At 67.9% G+C, this 21413-nt stretch carries 24 protein-coding genes; 15 read left to right on the top strand and 9 right to left on the bottom strand.

Translation table 11 applies throughout. The annotated features are described in order from the left end of the window. Window positions 1-51 precede the first annotated feature (51 nt). The 3 genes from rpiA (at window position 52) to gor (ending at window position 3048) form a co-directional block, all read left to right on the top strand. Entirely contained in the window at window positions 52-735 is a 684-nt protein-coding gene (gene rpiA / locus J7346_RS08320; RefSeq protein ID WP_209119447.1) for a ribose-5-phosphate isomerase RpiA, read from the top strand. 35 nt (window positions 736-770) lie between these two features. Continuing rightward, window positions 771-1391: an energy transducer TonB gene (locus tag J7346_RS08315; protein ID WP_209119446.1), complete on the top strand. Its 621-nt coding sequence runs from the start codon at window positions 771-773 to the stop codon at window positions 1389-1391. Window positions 1392-1647: 256 nt separating this feature from the next. Further along, a complete protein-coding gene (gor, locus tag J7346_RS08310; RefSeq protein ID WP_209119445.1) occupies window positions 1648-3048 on the top strand; it encodes a glutathione-disulfide reductase in 1401 nt (466 codons plus the stop codon). A gap of 4 nt (window positions 3049-3052) precedes the next feature. On the opposite strand, the gene J7346_RS08305 is transcribed toward gor, so the two are convergent. Then, complete coding sequence (locus J7346_RS08305; RefSeq protein WP_209119444.1) at window positions 3053-3757, bottom strand: NUDIX domain-containing protein; 705 nt, start codon at window positions 3755-3757, stop codon at window positions 3053-3055. Further along, window positions 3754-6033, bottom strand: a complete 2280-nt coding sequence (rnr, locus tag J7346_RS08300) for a ribonuclease R (RefSeq protein WP_209119443.1) — start codon at window positions 6031-6033, stop codon at window positions 3754-3756. Before rnr ends, J7346_RS08305 begins: the two co-directional genes overlap by 4 nt. 101 nt (window positions 6034-6134) lie before the next feature. On the opposite strand from rnr, the gene J7346_RS08295 reads away from it, so the two are divergent. The 5 genes from J7346_RS08295 to J7346_RS08275 all read left to right on the top strand — a co-directional run bounded on the left by J7346_RS08295 (window position 6135) and on the right by J7346_RS08275 (window position 10620). Next, window positions 6135-6491 carry a hypothetical protein gene (locus tag J7346_RS08295; RefSeq protein ID WP_209119442.1) on the top strand — a complete coding sequence of 119 codons (357 nt, stop codon included), beginning with the start codon at window positions 6135-6137 and terminating at the stop codon, window positions 6489-6491. Between the two features lie 71 nt (window positions 6492-6562). Further along, window positions 6563-7966, top strand: a complete 1404-nt coding sequence (locus tag J7346_RS08290) for a cystathionine beta-synthase (protein WP_209119441.1) — start codon at window positions 6563-6565, stop codon at window positions 7964-7966. 1 nt (window position 7967) lies between these two features. Beyond that, window positions 7968-8726, top strand: a complete 759-nt coding sequence (locus tag J7346_RS08285) for a dienelactone hydrolase family protein (protein ID WP_209119440.1) — start codon at window positions 7968-7970, stop codon at window positions 8724-8726. Then, entirely contained in the window at window positions 8723-9439 is a 717-nt protein-coding gene (locus J7346_RS08280; RefSeq protein WP_209119439.1) for a dienelactone hydrolase family protein, read from the top strand. The genes J7346_RS08285 and J7346_RS08280 overlap by 4 nt, the downstream gene beginning before the upstream one ends. A 17-nt stretch (window positions 9440-9456) precedes the next feature. Continuing rightward, entirely contained in the window at window positions 9457-10620 is a 1164-nt protein-coding gene (locus tag J7346_RS08275; RefSeq protein ID WP_209119438.1) for a cystathionine gamma-synthase, read from the top strand. On the opposite strand, the gene J7346_RS08270 is transcribed toward J7346_RS08275, so the two are convergent. From J7346_RS08270 to J7346_RS08260, 3 genes are read right to left on the bottom strand one after another with little or no spacing between them, the layout of a single operon-like run. After that, window positions 10617-10823, bottom strand: a complete 207-nt coding sequence (locus J7346_RS08270) for a hypothetical protein (protein WP_209119437.1) — start codon at window positions 10821-10823, stop codon at window positions 10617-10619. The two genes, J7346_RS08275 and J7346_RS08270, sit on opposite strands and share 4 nt — an antisense overlap. Window positions 10824-10851: 28 nt before the next feature. Then, on the bottom strand, window positions 10852-11550 hold the full coding sequence (locus tag J7346_RS08265) for a TorF family putative porin (protein WP_209119436.1): 699 nt from the start codon (window positions 11548-11550) through the stop codon (window positions 10852-10854). Window positions 11551-11591: 41 nt separating this feature from the next. Beyond that, on the bottom strand, window positions 11592-12524 hold the full coding sequence (locus J7346_RS08260) for a nitronate monooxygenase family protein (protein ID WP_209119435.1): 933 nt from the start codon (window positions 12522-12524) through the stop codon (window positions 11592-11594). Window positions 12525-13304: 780 nt separating this feature from the next. Here J7346_RS08260 and queF point away from each other — a divergent pair. Beyond that, window positions 13305-13766, top strand: a complete 462-nt coding sequence (gene queF, locus J7346_RS08255) for a preQ(1) synthase (RefSeq protein WP_209119434.1) — start codon at window positions 13305-13307, stop codon at window positions 13764-13766. Between the two features lie 16 nt (window positions 13767-13782). On the opposite strand, the gene J7346_RS08250 is transcribed toward queF, so the two are convergent. Together J7346_RS08250 and J7346_RS08245 are read right to left on the bottom strand one after the other, a co-directional pair. After that, a complete protein-coding gene (locus tag J7346_RS08250) occupies window positions 13783-14571 on the bottom strand; it encodes an SDR family oxidoreductase (protein WP_209119433.1) in 789 nt (262 codons plus the stop codon). Next, window positions 14568-14897 carry a nuclear transport factor 2 family protein gene (locus J7346_RS08245; RefSeq protein ID WP_209119432.1) on the bottom strand — a complete coding sequence of 110 codons (330 nt, stop codon included), beginning with the start codon at window positions 14895-14897 and terminating at the stop codon, window positions 14568-14570. The genes J7346_RS08250 and J7346_RS08245 overlap by 4 nt, the downstream gene beginning before the upstream one ends. A gap of 56 nt (window positions 14898-14953) precedes the next feature. On the opposite strand from J7346_RS08245, the gene J7346_RS08240 reads away from it, so the two are divergent. The 4 genes from J7346_RS08240 to J7346_RS08225 all read left to right on the top strand — a co-directional run bounded on the left by J7346_RS08240 (window position 14954) and on the right by J7346_RS08225 (window position 18851). Then, window positions 14954-15364: a helix-turn-helix domain-containing protein gene (locus tag J7346_RS08240; protein WP_209119431.1), complete on the top strand. Its 411-nt coding sequence runs from the start codon at window positions 14954-14956 to the stop codon at window positions 15362-15364. A gap of 86 nt (window positions 15365-15450) precedes the next feature. Continuing rightward, window positions 15451-16215 (top strand): hypothetical protein, encoded by a 765-nt coding sequence (locus J7346_RS08235; protein ID WP_209119430.1) that lies wholly within the window; start codon window positions 15451-15453, stop codon window positions 16213-16215. A gap of 71 nt (window positions 16216-16286) precedes the next feature. Further along, window positions 16287-17177, top strand: a complete 891-nt coding sequence (locus tag J7346_RS08230; protein ID WP_209119429.1) for a DUF817 domain-containing protein — start codon at window positions 16287-16289, stop codon at window positions 17175-17177. A gap of 57 nt (window positions 17178-17234) precedes the next feature. Further along, window positions 17235-18851 carry an ATP-binding protein gene (locus tag J7346_RS08225; protein WP_209119428.1) on the top strand — a complete coding sequence of 539 codons (1617 nt, stop codon included), beginning with the start codon at window positions 17235-17237 and terminating at the stop codon, window positions 18849-18851. A 3-nt stretch (window positions 18852-18854) separates the two neighbouring features. Here the strand turns inward: J7346_RS08225 and J7346_RS08220 are convergent, their stop codons facing one another. Then, on the bottom strand, window positions 18855-19448 hold the full coding sequence (locus J7346_RS08220; RefSeq protein WP_209119427.1) for a nitroreductase: 594 nt from the start codon (window positions 19446-19448) through the stop codon (window positions 18855-18857). Window positions 19449-19549: 101 nt separating this feature from the next. On the opposite strand from J7346_RS08220, the gene cysE reads away from it, so the two are divergent. After that, a complete protein-coding gene (gene cysE, locus J7346_RS08215) occupies window positions 19550-20377 on the top strand; it encodes a serine O-acetyltransferase (protein WP_209119426.1) in 828 nt (275 codons plus the stop codon). 69 nt (window positions 20378-20446) lie between these two features. Continuing rightward, window positions 20447-20656, top strand: coding sequence for a DUF3126 family protein (locus J7346_RS08210; RefSeq protein WP_209119425.1), 210 nt, complete (start codon window positions 20447-20449; stop codon window positions 20654-20656). Window positions 20657-20734: 78 nt separating this feature from the next. Here the strand turns inward: J7346_RS08210 and J7346_RS08205 are convergent, their stop codons facing one another. Next, a complete protein-coding gene (locus tag J7346_RS08205) occupies window positions 20735-21346 on the bottom strand; it encodes a hypothetical protein (RefSeq protein ID WP_209119424.1) in 612 nt (203 codons plus the stop codon). Window positions 21347-21413 lie beyond the last annotated feature (67 nt).

Raw genomic sequence — 21413 nt, 5'->3', positions numbered from 1 at the left:
CCCTCCACCCCTCCGGGGTCCCCCTCCCCCGCAAGCAGGGGAGGAGCCTAGATGTCCGATACCCAGAAACGCCTCGCCGGTGAGGCCGCCGCCCTTCGGGTTGAGGCGGGCATGAAGGTGGGCCTCGGCACCGGCTCGACAGCCGCCTGGTTCGTCCGGGCGCTGGCGGCGCGCAACCTGACTGACCTGCGCTGTGTGCCGACGTCGGAGGCCACCGCCGATCTGGCGCGCGAGCTGGGCCTGCCGCTCTCGACGCTGGAGGACACTCCCCGCCTCGACCTGACCGTCGATGGCGCGGACGAGGTCGGACCGGGTCTGGCCCTGATCAAGGGCGGCGGCGCGGCCCTGCTGCGCGAAAAGCTGGTGTGGGAGGCCTCGGACCGCTGCATCGTCATCGCCGACGCGGCCAAGGTGGTGAAGACGCTGGGCGCCTTCCCCCTGCCGATCGAGGTCGTCGCTTTCGGGCACAAGACCACCGGCAACCGCATCGCCGATGTGCTGGCCGACCATGACATCGCCATGCCGGCCCGCGTCCGCTCCGCCGAGCGCGGTCTGGTCAGAACGGACGGCGGCAATCTGATCTATGACGCCAGATGCGGCGCCATCACCGACCCCAGCCGCCTCGCGGATGACCTGAAACTGATCACCGGCGTCGTCGAACACGGCCTGTTCCTCGACCTCGCAGACGAGGCCATCATCGGCACCGATGACGGGGTTGAGGTGCTGGTGCCGTGACGGATGATCGGGTCTGAACGAGCGGGGGCAATGTAATGCTGGCGGAGATTGTCCTTTCATTGGTGCTGCAGGACCCACCGCCCGGTGCCGCTCCGCCGACGGCGCCGCCAGGGGTTGATGCGAAATCGGCGGAATTCCCATTGCGTGTTTTGCGGCAGCCGCTCCCCAGTTTCAGCGAGCAAGGTCATGCGGCGGGCCACACAGGGTCGGCCGTCGTGGAAGCAGTGCTCTACCCGGATGGTTCGCTTGGATCGGTGACACTTGTCCAATCTTCACGCTCCGAATTCCTTGATGCCGATGCGGTGGCTTCAGTGGAGGAGGCCGGGTTTTCGCGGTTGCCGGAAGAGCCTGTCCGGCTGAGACTAACCGTCGAATTTCGACCCGTTGACCTGCTGACCATGAGCTGTGGGGCCGTCGTGCAACAGATCCGCTGGTATGAATCGGCTTGGCCCGAGCGGACCTATGCCGACACGATCACCTACATCATGCAGCTCGGCTACGAAGTCCTCAAGCTGAGAGACAGCGCTGGCGTTAGGCAGTCCTTGGCGCTGGGAGAGACTTTCGGAGCGACTTTCGAGCGTACCCTGGCGGCGTGCGAAAGGTCGCCCAACCAGAACTTTCACGATACCCTGCATCGGGAGATGCGGCGCGGCTGAGCGGATCTCCAGGGGATGGGTCACTGACAGGCTACCGGCTCCTTGCCCCTCCCACCCCTGATCCCTAAGTCCCTGACGCGACGGGGGCCAGGCGTCCCCGGACCATGCCTGTCCCCAATTCGCCGGAGCGGATTCCAGACCCTTCAGACGATTCAGACGGTCTTTTTCACCGTCTGAATTCCGCACCGCCACCCGGTTTCAGACTATTCAGACCATTCAGACGATCTTTTTCACCGTCTGAGTTCAGGAGCCCCCAATGCCCACGACCTACGACTACGACCTCTTCGTCATCGGTGCGGGCTCGGGCGGGGTGCGGGCGGCGCGGCTGACGGCCCTGTCGGGCAAGAAGGTGGCCGTGGCCGAGGAGCACCGGGTCGGCGGCACCTGCGTCATCCGCGGCTGTGTGCCCAAGAAATTCATGGTCATGGCCTCCGAGGTCAGCCACGCGCTGGAAATCGCCGAGGGCTATGGCTGGGACATCGAGGGCGCGACCTTCGACTGGAAGCGCTTCCTCGAGGCCAAGGACGTCGAGATCGCCCGGCTGTCCGGCATCTATGTCGCCAATCTGGGCAAGGCGGGCGCCGAACTGATCCACGGCCGGGCCCGGTTGAAGGACGCCCACACGGTCGAGGTCCTGAACAAGGACGGTTCGGTTGACCGCACCGTCACGGCCGAAACCATCCTGATCGCCACCGGCGGTCGCCCCTGGGTGCCCGAAGACCTGCCGGGCATCGAGCACGTCATCACCTCGGAAGAGGCCTTCCACCTGCCGGAACTGCCGAAGAGCATCCTGATCGCGGGCGGCGGTTACATCGCGGTCGAGTTCGCCGGCATCTTTGCGGGCCTGGGCGTCGAGACCACCCTGGTCTATCGCGGTCCGAACATCCTGCGCGGCTTTGACGATGACGTCCGCGCCCATCTGGCGGGCGAGATCGAGCGACGCGGCATCAAGGTGGTGCTGGGCTGTCAGCATTCGTCGATCGAAAAGACCGCCGACGGCCTCGTCAGCCACCTCGAGAACGACATGAGCCTGACGACCGAGGCCGTCATGTTCGCCACGGGCCGCACCCCCTACGTCAAGGGTCTGGGGCTGGAAGAGGCCGGGGTCGAGCTGACCGAGGGCGGCGCTATCAAGGTCGACGAATATTCCCGCACCAGCGTCGACAACATCTGGGCCATCGGCGACGTCACCGACCGGATCAATCTGACCCCCGTGGCCATCCGCGAGGCCGTGGCCTTCCATGAGACCCGCTACAGGGACAATCCCTCGTCGTTCGACTATGAGGCTGTCGCCACGGGCGTTTTCAGCCAGCCGCCGGTCGGGGTGGTCGGCCTCAGCGAGGCCGAGGCCCGGCGTCATTGCGCCAAGGGAGTCGATGTCTATCTGACCCGCTTCCGGCCCATGAAGACCGTCTTCGTCGGCTCGGACGAGCGGGTGCTGATGAAGCTGGTGGTCGATGCCGACACCCAGCGCGTGGTCGGCGTCCACATCGTCGGCCCCGAGGCGCCCGAGATGATCCAGCTGGCCGCCATCGCCGTGAAAGCCGGCCTGACCAAGGCCCAGTGGGACGCCACCTGCGCCGTTCACCCGACCCTGGCCGAGGAGCTGGTCACCCTGAAGGACAAGCAGTCGGTCGCCGCGACCGCAGCGGAGTAGCGCCCTAGCTCCGCTCGATGCGGTGGCGCCCATACAGCTGGCGCACAAAGGGGCGCCCCGGGTCCTCGCCGGCCAGCCGTGCCTTCACCTCTCCGACGACGAAGCGGGTGATGGCGGGCAGGGGCAGGTCATCCAGATCGTCCAGCGGCACCCAGGCCACGCGCTCCAGCTCGTCGCCGTGCTCCGTGCGGGCGGGCAGGTCCAGCGCGTCCGCGTCGGCCAGGAAGAAACGGGCGTCGTAACGTCGGGGCCGACCCGGCGGTGTGATGGCGCGGGCGATGTAGCTGAGGCCCGCCAGGTCCGCCTGATGGCCGGTCGACAGGAAGTCGCGCCACGGACCCGCCACGCTGCGACCGACGGCGGGGCGTCCGACGATGACGCCGGTCTCTTCATGGGTCTCCCGCACGGCTGCCATGGCCAGCGCCCGCGCCCGGCGCTCGGTCATCTCGCGCGACAGCATGGCAAGTTCGCTTGCGGGCAGGTCCGCGGCGAACGGCGCGGTGAAGTCGGCCCGCTCGACCCGTCCACCCGGGAACACCCACTTCGACGCCATGAAGACGTGGCCCGGTGCGCGACGGCCCATCAACGCCTCGACCTTGCCCGAGCGGCTCCGGGTCAGGATCAGGGTGGCGGCGTCCCGGGGCCGGATCCGCGCCCCGACATCCGGCGAGTCCGCCAGATCGGCGCGGGCATCGAAGGGCTGCGTCATTTCCTTCGGCGCGGTCCCTTGGGCTTTCCGGAGCCCTTGCCGGGCGCGGCACGCTTGCCGCCGCGCGGCGGCTTGCCGGAGGGCCGGCCCCGCGGGCCACCGCCGGTCGGGGGTTTCCCCTCTTCGGCGTCGGACAGCATCTCCAGCACCAGGCCTCCGGTCAGGGGGGTGGCCTCGACCAGCTTGACCTCGACCCGGCGCCCCAGGGTCCAGCGCTGGCCCGACCGCTGGCCGACCAGGGCGTGGGCGGCCTCGTCGTGCTGGAAGTAGTCGCGGCCCAGTGACGAGATGGGGATCAGGCCGTCGGCGCCGGTCTCGTCCAGCCGCACGAACAGGCCAAACCGGGTGACACCGGTGATCCGGCCCGTGAAGGTCGCACCCACCCGCTCCTCGAGAAAGGCCGCGATGTAGCGATCGGTGGCGTCGCGCTCGGCGGCCATCGAGCGGCGCTCGGTCATGACCAGATGCTCGGCGATGGCGGGCAGTTCCGACACCTCGCGGTCGGTCAGCCCGTCCTTGCCCAGCCCCAGAGCCCGGATCAGGGCCCGGTGCACGATCAGGTCCGAATACCGCCGGATCGGCGAGGTGAAGTGGGCATAGCGGTCGAGGTTCAGCCCGAAGTGGCCGATGTTCTCGGGCGTGTAGATCGCCTGCATCTGGCTGCGCAGCACGACCTCATTGACGATCTCGGCGTGCGGGGTGTCGCGCATGCTGTCGAGCAGGGCGTTGAGCTTCCTGGTGGTCGGCGCCTCGCCCTTGTTCCAGGGCCGACCCAGCGTCTGCAGGAAGTCGGCGAGGTTGAAGACCTTTTCCTGGCTGGGCGTGTCGTGCACCCGATAGATCAGGGGGGTGCGCTTCTGCTTCAGTGTCTCGGCCGCCGAGACATTGGCCTGGATCATCATCTCCTCGATCAGGCGGTGCGCCTCCAGCGAGACGCGCGGTTCGATCGAGAGGATCTCGCCCTTCGGCGACATGTTGATCTTGCGCTCCAGGCTTTCGATGGCCAGCGGAGCCCGCTTCCTGCGCCCCTTCAGCATGACGCGATACGCGGTCCACAGCGGCTTGAGCACCGCATCGACGATCGGGCCCGTCACGTCGTCGAAACGGCCGTCGGCGGCGGCCTGGGCCTGTTCGTACGACAGGCTGGCGTGCGAGCGCATCAGGCCCCGGACGAAGCGGTGGCTGCGCTTCCTGCCCTCGGCATCAAAGACCATGCGCACGGCCAGACAGGCACGGTTCTCGCCGACCTTGAGGCTGCACAGGCCGTTGGACAGCACCTCGGGTAGCATGGGTTCGACCCGGTCCGGGAAGTAAGTGGAGTTGCCCTTGTCGCGCGCCTGCTGGTCCAGCGCGCTGCCGGGCCGAACGTAGGCGGCCACGTCGGCGATCGCGACCCAGACGATCCAGCCGCCGGGGTTCTTCGTGTCCTCGTCGGCGTGGGCATAGACGGCGTCGTCGTGGTCGCGCGCGTCGGCGGGATCGATGGTGATGAGCGGCAGGTCGCGCAGGTCTTCGCGCCCCTTGAGAGAGGGCAGGGCCTGATCCTCGGCCTCTGCCTCGACCGTTTCGGAGAAGCCGGTGGGCAGGCCGTGGGCATGGATGGCGATGAGCGAGGCCGCCCGCGGATCATCCTCGCGGCCCAGCCGCTCCAGCACCTTGCCGCGTTTGGGTCCGTGGCGGCTGCTGCCCTTTTCGACGGCGGCCAGCACCAGATCGCCGTCCTTGAGACCCTCGACCTGGCTTTCCGGGACGATCAGCGTGTCCTTGCCCCGACGGTCGACGGACTCAATGCGCACCTGTCGGGCCGACCGGCGGATCACGCCCAGCACCCGGTCGGCGCCGGTGTCGAGCTTCTTGATCAGGCGGGCTTCCCAGCCCTCTTCACCCCGGGCAAAGCGGACCAGCAGGCGATCTCCCAGTCCGGGCGCGGCGCCCACCGCCTTGCGATCGGGCATCAGAAGCGCGGTCGGAGCGTCGCCGGACGCCTCGACCAGCCGGACGATCAGCTCGCCGTCGATGTCGCGCTCGACGACGTCAGCCACGCCGACGGGGGGCAGGCCACCGGCCTCGCTGAGGCCCTTGCGCCCGCGCCGGCCGAGACGGCCCTCTTCCTCCAGCTCGCGGATCATCTCGCGCAGGGCGCGCCGGTCGGCGCCCTTCAGGCCGAAGTGACGGGCGATGTCGGTCTTCTCGGCCGACCCTGCCTCGCGCAGATAGGCCAGCAGGGTGTCCTTGTCGGGCAGCCCCGGGGCGGGGCGACGGGGGCTCTTTGTCATCATCCTCCCTTAACGCGTTTCGGCCCGCTTTGTCGTCAGGTTCCGGAGGTTGAGCGCCGGACGGCGGCGCGCAAGGTGCAGGCCTCATCCTGGAGCTTCACATGTTCATCACCGCCCTGGCCCTGTCCTTCGCCCTTTCGACCGCGCCGCAGGACCCCCCGACCCATCAGCAGGCCGTCAACTGCACCGGTGTGTTCCTGTTCACCGCCGTACTGGCCGCCCAGGTGGTCGAGAACGACCCGACGGACGAGAATCGGGAGACCGCTGAGCTTGCGGCCACCCTGCTGAAGGCCGCCGATGCCAGCCGACTGCAGGCTGCGTCGCGCGAAGGCCTGTCGATCGACGACAGCGGCAACGCCCTGACTGCCTGGCTGGATTCCAATGAAGACGGCGGGGACACCATCCTGGAGCGCGAACTGGATGGTTGTATCGGCCTCTACGCCTACGCCATTCCCTGAGGGTATGAGGCGTTCGGCTTGACCTGAGCGGGAGACCGGACCAGCTTCCGGCCCAAAGCCCAGGAGTCAGAATGTCGCTTGCCCCCAAGCCGGTCCTTGCCGGTCCTACCGCCTCGCTGCTCGATCTTATCGGCAAAACACCCATGGTCGAGGTGAGCCGCATGGACACCGGCAAATGCCGACTGTTCCTGAAGCTGGAAAGCCAGAACCCCGGTGGTTCGATCAAGGACCGCATCGCCCTGTCGATGATTGCCGCCGCCGAAAAGGAAGGCTGGCTCAAGCCCGGCGGTACGATCGTCGAGGCGACGGCAGGCAACACCGGTCTGGCCCTGACGCTGGTCGGACAGGCCAAGGGCTACAAGGTGCTGCTGGTCATCCCGGACAAGATGTCCAAGGAGAAGATCCAGCATCTGCGCGCCATGGGGGCCGACGTGCGGCTGACCCGTTCCGACGTACCGCACGGCCACCCCGAATACTACACCGACATGGCCGAGCGCCTCGCCCAGCAGATCCCGGGCGGCTACTACGTCAACCAATTCGCCAATGACGCCAACTCGGCCGCCCACTTCGACACGACCGGGCCCGAGATCTGGGAGCAGATGGACGGCAAGGTGGATGGCTTTGTCGCCGGCATCGGCTCGGGCGGCACCATCACGGGGATCGCCCGCTTCCTGAAGTCAAAGGGCTCGGATGCCAGGATCATTCTGGCCGACCCGGTCGGGTCGACGCTGGCCGGGATCGTCAACGACGGGGAGCCGGGACCCGAGGGCAGCTATACGGTCGAGGGGATCGGCCAGAATTTCGTGCCCGACACGGCCGACATGGACCTGATCGACAAGGCTTATTCCATCCCTGACGCCGAGGCGATCGCGACGGTGCGCGACCTGCTGCTCAAGGAGGGCATTCTCGCCGGATCGTCGTCGGGCACCCTGATCGCGGCGGCCCTGCGCTGGTGCCGCGAGCAGACCGAACCCAAGACGTGCGTGACCTTCGTCTGCGACACCGGGGCCAAGTATCTGTCCAAGGTCTACAACGACGCCTGGCTGGCCGATCAGGGACTGGGCGAGCGCGAGCTGCACGGCGACCTGTCCGATCTGATCACGCGCAAGTACGAGGACGGCGCGGTCGTCTTCGCGGGCCCGGACGATACCCTGGACACGGTGTTCAAGCGCATGCGCGGCGCCGATGTCTCGCAGCTGCCGATCTTCAGCGAGGGGCGGCTGGTCGGCATCGTCGACGAGAGCGATCTGGTGCATACGATGAACACCGACGAGATCACCCGCGAGGAGCGGTTCAAGCTGCCGGTGTCGAAGGTCATGACCCGCGATCTGGACACGGTGCAGGTCAATGAGCCGCTGGAGGCCCTCGTGCCGCTGTTCGACCGGGACCGGGTGGCGATCGTGCTGGATGGCGAGACGTTCGTGGGATTGATCACCCGCACGGACCTGATCAACCACCTGAGCCTGAACCGGTGAGATGACCCCGGACCGGCGCCAGCTTCTGATCGGAGGCCTCGCCGCGACGGCGGTCGGTGGGGCGGGCGCGGTCAGGAGCCAGGCCCAGGATCCGGCGGCACTGGGCATTTCGCTGGTCAGCTATCCCAGTGGGGCCTTTCCCATCAACGGCCTGCTGTTCTCGCCGGTCGGGGACGCGCTCAGCGGGCCCATGGCCGGATCCGCGGTCGCCCTGCTGCACGGGGGAGGCGGGGCGCAGGACGATGTGCACATCTTCACCGAGGGGGCCTTGTCCCTCACTGCGAGAGGCTATCACTGCCTGATGCCCAACTATTTCGACGCGACGCCCAGACAGCGCCGCACCACCGATGTGGCAGTGGAGCGGTGGCGGAGGGCGATCCTCGACGGTCTGGTCTGGCTGGGCGGGCAGCCGGGCGTTGAGCCGGACCGCGTCGGCGCCCTGGGCTTCTCCCGCGGCGGCTCGCTCGGGCTCGACGGGGTGCTGGAGGAGGGAGGCGCCGCAGCCTTCGTCGGGGTGGCTTCCGGCGGGTCGCTGGAAACGGACAGGATCGGTCACCGCCCGCCGGTGCTGCTGATCTATGCGGACGGCGACCCTCTGGTCGCGGCGCGTCGGGTGCGCGAGCGGGCCCGGACCCTCGCCGACGCCAATGTGCCGGTGGAGACGCACGAGTTGACCTCGCCCCGACACCGCTTTGACGCGGACGAATGGCGGACGGTGTTCTACGTGGCGGGGCGGTTCTTCGACCGCACCCTGACATGACCCGCACGCGCCGACAGCTTCTGGTCGCCGCCGCTGCCACGCCCTGGCTGGCGGGGCTGGCGCACGCGCAGGACGCGCCGTTTTCGGTAGAAACCCTGACCTTCCGCAGTCGACGCAAGGACATTCGGGCTGCGCTCTATCGCCCGACCGAACCCAATGGGGCAGGCGTGGTCTTCATGCACGGCGCCGGCGGCATCGGTCCGCCCTATCTGACGCTGGCCGAGCGTTTCGCCGCCGAGGGCTTCATGGCGATGGTGCCGGCCTATTATGACGCGGCGGCGGATGACGGGGTGCGGCCGGAGCCCATGATGGATGCCTGGCGGACTGTCGGCAGCAATGCCGTCAACTGGCTGATCGCGGACGGTATCGACCGCCGGCGCACCGGCATCATGGGCTATTCGCTGGGCTCCTACGTCGCTGTGGATGGAGCTCTCGGGAACAGTCGGGCCGCTGCGGCCATCGGTGTCGCAGGCGGCTGGGATGTCTATGTCCCGCGCCCGCCCCGTCGTCGCATCCCGGTGCTGGTCATCCAGTCCGAGAACGACAGCCACGTCTCGCCGGAAAGCACGCGGCGCTGGGTCGACTTCCTGCGTCGCGCCGATGTGCCGGTACAGCATGAGGTGGTGCGCGGGGCCGGGCACATCTATACGCCGGACCAATGGCTTGACGTGCAGCGCCTGGCCTCCGACTTCTTCCGCCGAACCCTTCTGTAGAGAGAGACCGATTCCGAATGACCGACCGCAAGAACCGTCCGGGCTTTTCCACGCGTGCCATCCACGCCGGACAGCGGCCCGATCCCACGACGGGTGCGGTCATGACGCCGATCTACGCCACCTCGACCTATGCCCAGGAAAGCCCGGGGGTGAACAAGGGCTATGAGTATGCGCGGGGCAAGAACCCCACGCGGGAGGCTTTCGAGGCCTGTATCGCCGACCTTGAGGGGGGCACGCACGGCTTTGCCTTCGGCAGCGGCATGGCCGCGACGTCGACGGCGCTGGAGCTGCTTGACGCCGGCAGCCACATCGTCACCGGCGACGACCTGTACGGCGGGTCGTGGCGCTTGTTCGAGCGGGTGCGTCGCCGGTCGATGGGGCTGGATTTCGCCTATGTGAACATGGCCGATCCGGCGGCGGTCGAGGCGGCCATCACCGACAAGACCCGGATGATCTGGGTCGAGACCCCGACCAATCCGCTGATGAAGCTGGCCGACATCGCGGCCCTGTCGAAGATCGCGAAAGCGCGCGGCCTGATCCTGGTGGTCGACAACACCTTCGCCACGCCCTGGTGCCAGCAGCCCATCAGCCTGGGTGCCGACATCGTCATGCATTCGGCGACCAAGTACCTGAACGGACACTCGGACATCGTCGGCGGGGTGCTGGTCACGGCCAATCCCGAGCTGGCGACGCAGCTGAAGTTCCTGCAGAACTCGGTGGGCGGGATCATGGGGCCGTTCGATGCCTTCCTCGCCAACCGCGGCCTCAAGACGCTGGGCCTGCGGATGAAGGCCCACTGCGAGAACGCCCTCGCGGTGGCGCGCTGGCTGGAGACGCGCAAGGGCGTGGCCAGGGTCATCTATCCGGGCCTGATCAGCCACCCGGGGCATGAGCTCGCGGCGCGCCAGATGACCGGCGGCTTCGGCGGCATGGTCAGCGTGGTCATCGACGGCGACCTGGAGCGGACGCGCCGGGTGCTGGAGCGGGTCGAGGTCTTCACCCTGGCCGAGTCGCTGGGCGGGGTCGAAAGCCTGGTGAACCATCCGGCCATCATGACCCACGCCTCGGTGCCGAAGGAGGTGCGCGAGGCGGGCGGCATCACCGACAGCCTGATCCGGCTGTCCGTCGGGGTCGAGGACATCGACGACCTGATCGCCGACCTCGACCAGGCGCTGGGCTAGGCGCCGCTGTCGGCCTCGGCGCCGGCGTAGTGCTCCCGGCAGAGGTCGCGCAGGGCGGCGTTGAGGGTGCCGCCATACAGGGACTCGCGGATGCGCTCGTAGCCCTCGATCTTCAGCTGGATCTTGATGTCGCCGACGGTGCGGCAGCGGCCCTCACGCGCCAGCTCATAGGCGCGCTCGAGTGTCGTGGGTCGAAAGGTCATGCCCCTATATAGGGGCTACGGCCAAGGTTTAGAAGTAGAAGCCGATGTTGGCGACCACGGCCGAGCCGTACTGGTCGCCGAACAGGGACGGGTCGGCGTCGGTGTCGTGATAGCGGACATCGAGGTCGATCGCGGGCGTCAGCTGCCAGGTCACGCCCGCGTCCCAGCCCGTGTAGTCGACCGACAGGTCCTGTTCGCGGCGGCCGATGCCGGCCGAGATTGCGGTGGTGAGGGTCAGGTCCCAGCTGGCGCGCGCCTCGACCCAGGTCCAGGATTCGGTCGGGCCGGTGCCGTCCGGCGAGTACTGCAGCCGCAGCTTGCCCTTGGCCGGGCCGATGGCGCGGCTGACGTCGGCGGTCAACTCCCAGGCGTCGTCGTCCGTGCCCGGATTGGCGTCGACCCGCCACTTGTGGGTGGCGTTCAGGTCGAAGTCGAAGCCGCCCCACTGGGGCCGGACGCCGACGCCGGCCTCGATCTCCAGATCCGAGCCCGAGCTGTCGATGGTTTCGGCCCCGGCACCCGTGTAGAAGAAGCCGTCGCCGCTGGTCCATTCCGCGAGCGCCCAGCCATAGGCGTCCGTGCCGGACTTGGAGACGTCCTTGGAGCGGTTGTCGGTGCCGGCGCCGACGCCGAAGGCCCAGTCACCACCGGCCATGCTCTGGGCTGCGGCCGGGGTCGAGACGGCCAGAAGGGGCAGGGCCGAAAGGGCGGTCAGGAGGGCGCGCATGATGGCTCCGTGTAAGGACGAATCCGTGGGAAGCCGCCCCCTTAGCTGAACTTGTCGCCGCTGGCGAATTGGGTCGCGGCGTGACGGTATTCCTGTTGCAGGCGCGCCACGAGGTCGGCGACCGGCAGGACGTCGTGGACGCCGCCGGAACCCTGACCGGCGGACCAGACGGTCTTCCAGGCCTTGGCCTCGTCGGCCATGTCCAGCTTGTGCTCGGGCAGGGTCTTGGGATCGATGCCGTTCTCGATCAGCGACGGCGTCAGGAAGTTGGCCGGAATGCCCGAGACGGCGGGCGTGTAGGTGATGTCCGAGGCCCCGGCCCGGACGACCATCTGCTTGTATTCGCCCTGGGCCATCGACTCGTCGGTCGAGATGAAGCGCGTGCCCATATAGGCGAAGTCGGCGCCCAGCATGCGCGCGCCCGCGACGTCCCGGCCGGTCGACAGACAGCCGGACAGGATCAGGGTGCCGTCAAAGAAGCTGCGGACCTCCTCGATCAGGGCAAACGGATTGACCACCCCCGCGTGGCCGCCCGCGCCATTTGCCACGAGGATCAGGCCGTCGACGCCCGCTTCGGCCGCCTTGCGGGCATGGCGGACATTGGCGATGTCGTGGAAGACCACCCCGCCGTATCCGTGCACCGCATCGACCACGTCGCGCACCGCGCCCAGCGAGGTGATGATCAGCGGCACCTGTTCCTCGACCGAGACCATCATGTCGGCCATCAGGCGCGGATTGGTCGGGTGGACGATGTGGTTGACGCCAAAGGCGGCGGCGTCGGGCTTCAGCCGCGCCTTGATGTCCTTCAGCCACTCCCGATAGCCCTCGGTGGTGCGCTGGTTCAGCGAGGGGAAGGTGCCGATGACGCCGGCGTTGCAGGCCTCGACCACCAGATCCGGCCCCGACACCAGGAACATGGGCGCCGCGATCACCGGCAGCTTCAGCCCCCTTTGCAGGTAAGCGGGAATGGTCATGGGCGGCTCCTCCGTTGTCTTTCGCTACGGATAGACGGCTGTCGCGGGGTAAGGCAACGGGGGAAGGCGGTGTAGAGGGCGCGAAAAATACCGTCTGAATGGTCTGAATCGTCTGAAGTGAGCGGCGGTGAGGGGGAAAAGTACCGTCTGAACCGTCTGAATGGTCTGAATTGGCCTTCCTCTGACAAGGTGGTCCCCTTCTCCCGATGGGAGAAGGTGGCGCGTGAGCGCCGGATGAGGGGCGGCGGTGTCCTCGGCGACAGCCGTGGCTGGACCGGTGCGACGGCTCACGCCGAAGAACATGGAGAGCCCCTCACCCCCTGCCCCCTCTCCCACGGGAGAGGGGGGTAATTTACCGTCTGAATCGTCTGAAATCATGGGATGGGATGTCCGGCGACCTTGGCAACCGGACAGTATGGGCGAGCCGCGAACCAGGGCGGGAAGAACGGTCCGGGAACCGGCGGGGGTATTGATAGAGTGGGGGAACTGGGGGGCGGCTGCCGCAGTACCCGTCTCCTCCCTGGCAAAGCTGGGGAGGTAGCGCGGCGCGCCGGCGCCGTGACGGAGGGGCTCTTGAGGGCGGGGGCCGGGTGGAGACCCCCTCCACCACCTTCGGTGGTCCCCCTCCCCATCGAGATGGGGAGGAGAGGAGGATAGCGGGCTCGACCTCGTTGTGCGCGCCGTGAATCGCCGTGGTCGTTGTGATGAACCCGCCTCGCGTAGGGGAGGCCGTATCAGCCCACCATTTTCAGCCCGACCGCAACCCGCTAAAGGCCTTCCATGACCACAGACACCTCCGGCCTGAGCCAGCTGGGCGCGCATACGGCGCAGCCGGCTGATCCTGACTCCGCAACGCTTGAGCGGGTGCCCAATCCGCACGCCGACACCCTGTATGTCGCGCGTTTCACGGCGCCCGAATTCACCAGCCTGTGCCCCGTCACGGGCCAGCCGGACTTTGCCCATCTGGTGATCGACTATGTGCCGGGCGCTTGGCTGGTCGAGTCCAAGAGCCTGAAACTGTACCTGACCAGCTTCCGCAATCACGGCGCCTTCCACGAGGACTGCACCGTGGCCATCGGCAAGCGGCTCGCGGAGCTGCTGGAGCCCAAATGGCTGCGGATCGGAGGCTACTGGTACCCGCGCGGCGGCATCCCCATCGACGTCTTCTGGCAGACCGGCCCGGTGCCCGACGGCCTGTGGCTGCCGGAGCAGGGCGTGCCGGGGTATCGCGGGCGGGGTTAGAGGCGACCGGCCCCGGTCAGACCGTGGGGATGGTGCCACCGTCGATCACATAGTTGCCGCCATGGATGGCAGAGGCGCGCGACGAGGCGAGAAAGACGATCAGTTCGGCGACCTCTTCCGGTTCGGCCGCGCGACCCAGCGGGATTCCGCCGAGGGCCGCGAGCACGCTCTGTCGCGCCTCTTCGATCGTGCCGCCGGTCCCTTCGGCGATGCGCTCCAGAAGGGCACCTGCGGCCTCGGTGGCGATCCAGCCGGGGGAGACCACATTGACCCGAACGCCCTGGGGCCCGAGCTCCTTGGACAGGGCCTTGCTGTAGGTGCGGAGCGCCGCCTTGGCCGCCGCATAGGCGGTCGTGGAGTCGGGCAGGGGCAGGGTGCTCTGGATTGAAGAGACGTGAACGATGGCGCCCGATCCGCGCGCGACCATCTGGGGCGCGAGGAGACGGTCCAGGCGGACCGCCGGCATGAGGTTGAGGTCCAGCTCACTCCGCCAATGGTCGTCGGTCAGGGCCGCATGGCCGCCGACGGGGGCGGAAGAGCCGCCCAGCACGTGGACAAGGATGTCGACGCCGCCCAGCCTGTCCATGGCCGCCCTGGCGAGGGCGTCGCAGCCCTCCGGCGTCGTGAGGTCGGCGGCTACGAAGATGGCGTCGTCCAGACCCTCGGGTGCTGCGCGGGCGGAGGTGATGACCCGGGCGCCCCCGGCGAGGAAGCGCGCGACCGTGGCACGACCCGCTCCCTTGGTACCGGCGGTCACAAGGACACGCTTGCCCTCAAACTCGCTCGACTCAGCACAGACGGTCACAGCGAGATGTCCAGGGCGCGGATGGTGGCGCCTTCGAGCGTGAAGCGAAGGGTGAAGCGCAGGGGACTGCCCCTGAAGTCGCCATGCGTCGGACCCTCGACGATCACCTGCCCGTCGGCGTGGCGCAGGGTGTCGGGGGTGAAGATGGCGCGACTTGCGAGGGTCGCCTGTTCGATCCATGTCCGGATGGCCGTATGGCCCTGGTGTTGACCGCCGTCGTCGCGCACGACGGCATCCGGCGCGAACGGCCGCAGCATGCCGTCGACATCGAGCCTCGCGTTGGCCTCGACATAGTCGGCAACCGGTTTGGGGAGGTCGGGGATCATGGTTTACTCCGCACGGAAACGTTGTCTCGGACCCAAACTGGAAGTAAGCCTTCTGAATGACAAGAACCGACGAAAAAGTACGGTACTTACCTGAAGGTAAGTATGCCGACTACACGCCGCAGACCGCCGCCGGGAGCACCCAGAATGTGATCCGGGTGCTGGAGGGGCGGTGGAAGCTGGTCATCCTGTTTCAGCTGTTCGGGCAACAGGTCCGGCGGTTCTCCGAACTCGAGCGAGCCATTCCGGGCGTGTCGCAGAAGATGCTGATCCAGCAGTTGCGCCAGCTGGAGCGGGACGGGGTGGTGGCGCGCATCGTCCACGCCCAGGTGCCGCCCAAGGTGGAGTATCACCTGACGGACTGGGGGCAGGCGCTTTGCCCGGTGCTGGACAAGCTGCTGAAGTGGGCAGAGGCGGCGCCGGACGATGTCCGCCAGCGGCTGATCATGGACCCGCAAGCTGAGACCTAGGCAACGCCGGGAGATACTATTGCGGCTGGCAACAGGCGCATCCTGCGGATAGCGTGCGTTGCATTGATCGCAGGATGGAGGGCGAAATGATTGGCCTGATGATCGTCTCCCTGTTGCTCGGCGCGGGAGGGCTGGCATCGCCCCGTCAGGACCCCGGGGGTGACTGGGACCACGCGGTCGCCGCGGACAACGCCTCCAGCGTCGCCAGTGTCGGCTATTCGAACGGACTGGTGATCGAAGTGACCTGCTATGGAGGCTCGGCGATCGGGGTGGAGGTGACGGGCCTGCCGCCGGCAATCGACGAAGCCTCTTCGGTCACGTTGAGCCGCGCTGATGGGCGCGCGACCACGATCCCGGCAAGCGTGAGAGTGCCCGGCAGGCTTGGTGTCGAATACGATGAGCGTATGGCACGGGTCATGAGGGGGGGCGGCGAACTGTCGATGCGCGTGGAGCGCGGGCAGTCGTCGCCGGTCGTGGTGCGGGTGGATCTGCCGGAGCAACATGCCAACCTTGACCAGGTCATCGAGAGTTGCGGACGCCGCCTCAATGATCCGCGCGATGCCTTGCCGATCCTGACCGAGCTGAACGCGGTTCCTCGCGCCACCTTTCCCCCCGCGAGGCGATCGCGGACCGGCTCGAGCGATTGGGCGCGCGTCGAGATCAGCTGCGTGGTGTCCGGGGAAACGCGGCTGGCCGACTGTCAGGTCAACCAGCAGGACGGAGGTAACGACTCGTATGGGACCGCCGTCGCAAGGGCCTATAACGGGGCCGGCGTCGATGTGGACGATCCGTCAGCGGCGACGGGCAAGGTTGTCTATGTCGTCGTCACCGGGGTGACGGCAAGACGCTGAGAATCCGCCTCTCACCTCTTCCTCACCCCCCGCTCATGACGCTCAGCGGTGCTCCGTGATCCAACCGGGGCATGAGCGCTTCCTCTCGCCGTCCGCCGCTGGAAATCCTGGGTCGCCGCTGGCTGGCGGGGGCGCAGGGGTGGGCGGATCGGGCAGCGTGGCGGGGGTATGCGTTCGAACTGCTGATGTTCGGGATCAAGCAGGGCTGGGCGTGCCTGTTCGGCGGCCTGTTGCTGGTGCTGATCGTCGCGACCTTCCTGTGGTGGCCCGAGGACCTCGGCGTGGCGCGCTACGACGCCTTGGTCGTCGGGGCGGTGGCGATCCAGGCGGGCATGCTGATCTTCAAGCTGGAGAGTTGGGAGGAGGCGCGGGTCATCCTGCTGTTCCATATCGCCGGGACCTTCATGGAGCTGTTCAAGACGGCGCACGGGTCGTGGGTCTATCCCGAGGCGTCAGTGCTGAGGATCGGCGATGTGCCGCTGTTCTCGGGCTTCATGTACGCGGCAGTCGGCAGCTATATCGCGCGGGTTCAGCGCATCTTTCACATCCGGGTGCGGGACTATCCGCCGGTGTGGATGACGGGCGTGCTGGCGGCGGCGATCTATCTGAATTTCTTCCTGCACCACTGGCTGCCGGACGTGCGGGGTGCGCTGTTCCTGATGGCCGGTGTGCTGTTCGGCCGGGGCTGGTGCTGGTTCACGCCGGACCGGAGGCGGCGGGCGATGCCCCTGTTGGCGGGCTATGCACTGGTGGCGCTGTTCATCTGGCTGGCCGAGAACATCGGCACCCTGGCGCGGGCCTGGACCTATCCAGGGCAGGCGGCGGGCTGGCAGCCGGTCTCGCTGGACAAGCTGGGCAGCTGGTTCCTGCTGATGATCATCTCGATCGTGCTGGTGTCGCTGGTGCACCGCCCGGAGGTGGAGCCGCGGAGCCCGCGCCGGATTCGCGCGCACGGGTCTTAAGAGACGTTAGCCATCGCGAATAACGCGATTTTATGACACCCGGGCGATAGTGGGGGCATGGCGGGGAATCCCACATCTCAAAGGCCTGATCTGCGGCGGGTTCTGCTCGTTGCCCTGCTGGTCGGCGCCCTTGTGCTGGCGGGGGCGGCGGGACTGTTCGCCTTTGCGGCGCGTTCCATCGACAAGATTCACAAGGATGAGGAAATCCACCTGGCATGGACGGGCCTGCAGCGGATGCAGGCGCGGACGCTGGAGGAAGTGCAGACCTCGAGCGTGTGGGCCGAGGCGGTGAGCGCCTTTGCCCGCAACGATACCCAGTGGATGAAGGACTATTTCGCGGACTACTACAGCGAGTATATGCACCACGACGTGACGGTGGCGGTGGGAAGCGACGGTCAGGTGGCCATGGCCGAGCGGGTCAGTGCGCCGCTGACCGACGCGGAGCGGGAGGCCCTTGCGGCCGCGACCCGTCCGGTGGCGCTGGCGCTGCAGCAAACCCACCCGCCGGGGCTGGGCCTGGAGGTCGCCCAGAGCTGGACCGGCATGATGGAGGTGAACGGGGTCACCTATGTGGTCGCGGCCTCGACCGTCGTGCCCGAGGATGACTCGGTCGCGCGGCTGGCGACCGATCCGGTCGTCATCTCGATGCGCAACATTTCGGCGATGGTCGATACTCTCACCCGCGATCTCGCGCTGGAAGGCGTCGAGTATGTGACGGAGCCGCGCGCCAATCAGGTGGCCTTCCCGATCGTCGGGCCTGAAGGCAAGCGGCTGGGCGTGCTGGCGTGGACCCCCAGCCGGCCGGGCGCAGCGGTCCTGAAGCGGGCCAAGCCGATGTTCATCGTGCTGATTTCCGCGCTGATCGGCGGGGCGGTGCTGCTGTGGGTGTCTCTGGACCGGATCGCGAAGGCGCTGGAGCAGAACCAGGCGGACCTGTCGGAGGCGCGCGACCGGGCCGAGGCGGCCAGCGAGGCCAAGACGCGCTTTCTGGCCAACATCAGCCACGAGCTGCGCACGCCCCTGAACGGGGTGCTGGGTATGGCCGAGATCATGGCGCACGGCGAGCTGAGCCCGATCCAGCAGGGCCATCTGAAGATCCTCAAGGCGTCGGGTCAGGATCTGCTGGGCATGATCGAACAGATCCTGCTGGTCACGCGACTGGAGCGCGAGCGGGTGGATCTGGAGACGGCGCCGTTCGACCTGGACGCCCTGATGGAGGACATCGCAGATCGCACCCGCGCGGCCGTGCAAACCAAGCCGATTTCGGTGCTGGTCGACTCGGGTGTGAAGGGCCTCTGGATGGGGGACGGGCCACACCTGAAACAGGCGCTGGAATGCCTGACCCGCAATGCCGCCAACTTCACCAGCGAGGGCCAGATTCGCCTGTCGTCCGAGATGAAGGGCGGGGTGGTGCACCTGAGCGTGTCGGATACGGGGCCGGGTCTCGACCCGGACTTCGTGCCGCGCATGTTCGACGACTTTGCCCAGGCCGATGAGTCCGTGACCCGCGCCCACGACGGGGCCGGGCTGGGGCTGGCGATCTGCAAGCGGCTGATCCGGGCGATGGGCGGCGACATTTCGGTGAACAGTACGCTCGGCCAAGGCGCGACCTTCACCCTGCGCCTGCCGATGCTGCCCGCGCCGGTCGAGGACGCACCGGCCAGGGCCGCCTGAGGCCTATCGGCGGACGACCTTGTCGGCCGGATCGGGGCGGGGGCGTTCCATGGGTGGGCATTCGAGCGTGCCCATATGGATGAAGCCGGCGATGCGCTCGCCCTCGCCGATGCCGAACAGGCCGAGGGCCCGGGGGTCATAGGCGTACCAGTCGGTGATCCAGCTGGCCGAAAAGCCGTGGGCGAAGGCCGCGTGGCTGAGGTTCATGGCCAGCGCCCCGGCGGACAGTTCCTGCTCCCAGACGGGGACTTTGTGACCGCGGACCGGAGTGGAGACCACCATAATGGTGACCGGCGGGGCGGTCAGCTTGGCGAGGACGGCGCGGGCCTTGTTGGGGTCGGGCTGGTCGTCGGCGAGGGGCTGCAGCGCATGGCCGAGGGCCGCGCGCGTGTCGGCGGACAGCACCACCAGCCGCCACGGGAAGAGCTTGCCGTGGTCGGGGGTGCGAAGGCCGATCCGGAGGATGGCCTGGAGGTCCTCATCGGACGGTCCGGGGCCTGCCAGGGCCTGGGCCGGAGCTGAGCGCCGGGTCGACAGATAGTCGATCAGGGCGGGGTCGCGGCGGGGAAGGGCGAGGGGGGCAGCAAGCTCGGTCATGAGCCCTAGCTAGGGGCGCGCGGGCGGGGCCGCCAGTGGCCGGGGTGGCGATATCCGGGTGGCGGGCCTATCTTTCGGCCTGAACCGATAAGCGAGGATACATGGCCACGCCCCGACTGGAGGCCGTTCCCGAAACGTCTGACCTGTGGAACCAGCTGCGGCGCGCCGCCGAGCAGGCCTCTCGCGATGAGCCGGATCTGGCCTCGCAGATGAATGCCGTGATCCTGTCGCATGGCAATCTGGGCGCGGCGTTGAGTTTCCAGATCGCGAGGAAGCTGGGCGATGCGGAGCTGGGCGCCATGACGGTGCGTGAAGTGTGTCTGGCGGCGTTCGAGGCCGACCCGGGGATCGTCGCGGCGGCAGAGGCCGACCTTCAGGCCGTCGAGGAACGCGATCCGGCGATCCGCTCGCTGTTGCAGCCGTTCCTGTACTTCAAGGGCTTTCAGGCGTTGCAGGGCTGGCGCGTGGCGCACTGGCTGTGGACCCATGGGCGCGAGACCCTGGCGCTGCATTTCCAGAGCCGCATCTCGGAACTGTTCCAGGTTGATATCCACCCCGGTGCCCGGATGGGCTCGGGCCTGTTCCTCGACCATGGCACCGGCATCGTCATCGGCGAGACGGCGGTGGTCGGCGACGAGGTGTCGATGCTGCATGCCGTGACGCTGGGCGGCACGGGTGCCGAGCGCGGCGACCGCCACCCGAAGATCGGCAAGGGCGTGCTTCTGGGGGCCGGGGCCAAGGTATTGGGCAATATTACGATCGGCGACTACGCCAAGGTGGCGTCGGGCTCGGTGGTGTTGAAGCCGGTGCCCGCCGGATGCACCGTGGCCGGTGTGCCCGCGCGCCTGGTCAACTGTCCGACCGATGCGACGCCGGCCCGGACCATGGACCACACCCTGGCCGACATTGTGTATGACTTTGTGATCTAGGCCCGGTCGGGCTTTCCCTTGCGGGCCGCCTTCTCTAGGGTCCGCGCCGAACGAACCGAGAGGCATCCCGTGAACGAGAACGACCAACGCCGGCTGGAAAGCCACCTGAAGCGCACCTTCAACCACGGAGGAATCAAGCTGAAGGCCCGCAAGACCGCCGACTCGGTCGAGGTCTATGTCGACGACGAATTCCTCGGCCTGGTCTTCGAGGACGAGGACGGCGACGGCTCCTTCATGTTCGAGATGGCGATCCTCGCCGAGGACCTGCCGCCGGCCTGACGACCCGCGCCCGCGCACAAGGAAAAACCCCCGCCGGTGCGACACCGGCGGGGGTTTTCTGTTTGGGCGGTCGCCGGATCAGCGCTTGCCGAAGATGGCGTCGAGGATGCCGCCGATGAAGCTCTTCTTCTCGGCCGGCCTGGCCGCGGTCGGGGAGGAAGCGGCCGGGGCGGGCGCCGGAGCCGCCGAGGTCGGAGCCGGGTGAACCGGAGCGGGGGTCACGGCTGCAGCCTTGGGCGTGGTGGCCGGTTTGGCAGCGGCGCGCGGGGCAGCGGCCTTCTTCGCCGCAGCCGGACGGGCCGGAGTGGCGCGCGAGGCGGCCGGCTTCTTCGCGGCCGGGGCGGCCTTGGCGGGAGCCGGCTTGGCAGCAGCGGGCTTCGCAGCCGTGGTCTTCGCCGCCGGCTTGGCAGCGGCCGGCTTGGTCGCCGCAGCGGGCTTCTTCACAGCCGGCGTTTTGGCTGCAGCGGGGGCCTTGGCGGCAGCCGGAGCCTTGGGCGCGGGCCGCGCGGCGGCCTTCGCAGCCGGGGCTTTCGCCTTGGCCGGAGCGGCCTTGGGCGCGGCCGCCTTGGCAGTGGCCGGCTTGGCCGTCGCCGCTTTCGCCGTAGACTTCGGCGCGGCTTTAGGCTTGGAAGCGCCCGATGCTGTCGCGCCCGGCTTGGACGCACTCGACTTGGATGGAACCTTGGCCATGTATTCCCCGACCCCTCGGATGGATTTGACGCGAGACGCCGCGCCGACGATTCATGCGATTCGGTAT

Origin of the sequence: Brevundimonas sp. A19_0 (assembly GCF_017744255.1) — a bacterium.
Classification (GTDB): domain Bacteria; phylum Pseudomonadota; class Alphaproteobacteria; order Caulobacterales; family Caulobacteraceae; genus Brevundimonas.
The sequence above is the reverse complement of the archived record's forward strand: the minus strand, read 5'-3'. Positions and strand labels throughout refer to the sequence as shown.

Bases quoted from the DNA above. Each gene is read 5' to 3' on its own strand.
- rpiA (WP_209119447.1), top strand. From the start codon at position 52: ATGTCCGATACCCAGAAACGCCTCGCCGGTGAGGCCGCCGCCCTTCGG.
- J7346_RS08315 (WP_209119446.1), top strand. From the start codon at position 771: ATGCTGGCGGAGATTGTCCTTTCATTGGTGCTGCAGGACCCACCGCCC.
- gor (WP_209119445.1), top strand. From the start codon at position 1,648: ATGCCCACGACCTACGACTACGACCTCTTCGTCATCGGTGCGGGCTCG.
- J7346_RS08305 (WP_209119444.1), bottom strand. From the start codon at position 3,757: ATGACGCAGCCCTTCGATGCCCGCGCCGATCTGGCGGACTCGCCGGAT.
- rnr (WP_209119443.1), bottom strand. From the start codon at position 6,033: ATGACAAAGAGCCCCCGTCGCCCCGCCCCGGGGCTGCCCGACAAGGAC.
- J7346_RS08295 (WP_209119442.1), top strand. From the start codon at position 6,135: ATGTTCATCACCGCCCTGGCCCTGTCCTTCGCCCTTTCGACCGCGCCG.
- J7346_RS08290 (WP_209119441.1), top strand. From the start codon at position 6,563: ATGTCGCTTGCCCCCAAGCCGGTCCTTGCCGGTCCTACCGCCTCGCTG.
- J7346_RS08285 (WP_209119440.1), top strand. From the start codon at position 7,968: ATGACCCCGGACCGGCGCCAGCTTCTGATCGGAGGCCTCGCCGCGACG.
- J7346_RS08280 (WP_209119439.1), top strand. From the start codon at position 8,723: ATGACCCGCACGCGCCGACAGCTTCTGGTCGCCGCCGCTGCCACGCCC.
- J7346_RS08275 (WP_209119438.1), top strand. From the start codon at position 9,457: ATGACCGACCGCAAGAACCGTCCGGGCTTTTCCACGCGTGCCATCCAC.
- J7346_RS08270 (WP_209119437.1), bottom strand. From the start codon at position 10,823: ATGACCTTTCGACCCACGACACTCGAGCGCGCCTATGAGCTGGCGCGT.
- J7346_RS08265 (WP_209119436.1), bottom strand. From the start codon at position 11,550: ATGCGCGCCCTCCTGACCGCCCTTTCGGCCCTGCCCCTTCTGGCCGTC.
- J7346_RS08260 (WP_209119435.1), bottom strand. From the start codon at position 12,524: ATGACCATTCCCGCTTACCTGCAAAGGGGGCTGAAGCTGCCGGTGATC.
- queF (WP_209119434.1), top strand. From the start codon at position 13,305: ATGACCACAGACACCTCCGGCCTGAGCCAGCTGGGCGCGCATACGGCG.
- J7346_RS08245 (WP_209119432.1), bottom strand. From the start codon at position 14,897: ATGATCCCCGACCTCCCCAAACCGGTTGCCGACTATGTCGAGGCCAAC.
- J7346_RS08240 (WP_209119431.1), top strand. From the start codon at position 14,954: ATGACAAGAACCGACGAAAAAGTACGGTACTTACCTGAAGGTAAGTAT.
- J7346_RS08235 (WP_209119430.1), top strand. From the start codon at position 15,451: ATGATTGGCCTGATGATCGTCTCCCTGTTGCTCGGCGCGGGAGGGCTG.
- J7346_RS08230 (WP_209119429.1), top strand. From the start codon at position 16,287: ATGAGCGCTTCCTCTCGCCGTCCGCCGCTGGAAATCCTGGGTCGCCGC.
- J7346_RS08225 (WP_209119428.1), top strand. From the start codon at position 17,235: ATGGCGGGGAATCCCACATCTCAAAGGCCTGATCTGCGGCGGGTTCTG.
- J7346_RS08220 (WP_209119427.1), bottom strand. From the start codon at position 19,448: ATGACCGAGCTTGCTGCCCCCCTCGCCCTTCCCCGCCGCGACCCCGCC.
- cysE (WP_209119426.1), top strand. From the start codon at position 19,550: ATGGCCACGCCCCGACTGGAGGCCGTTCCCGAAACGTCTGACCTGTGG.
- J7346_RS08205 (WP_209119424.1), bottom strand. From the start codon at position 21,346: ATGGCCAAGGTTCCATCCAAGTCGAGTGCGTCCAAGCCGGGCGCGACA.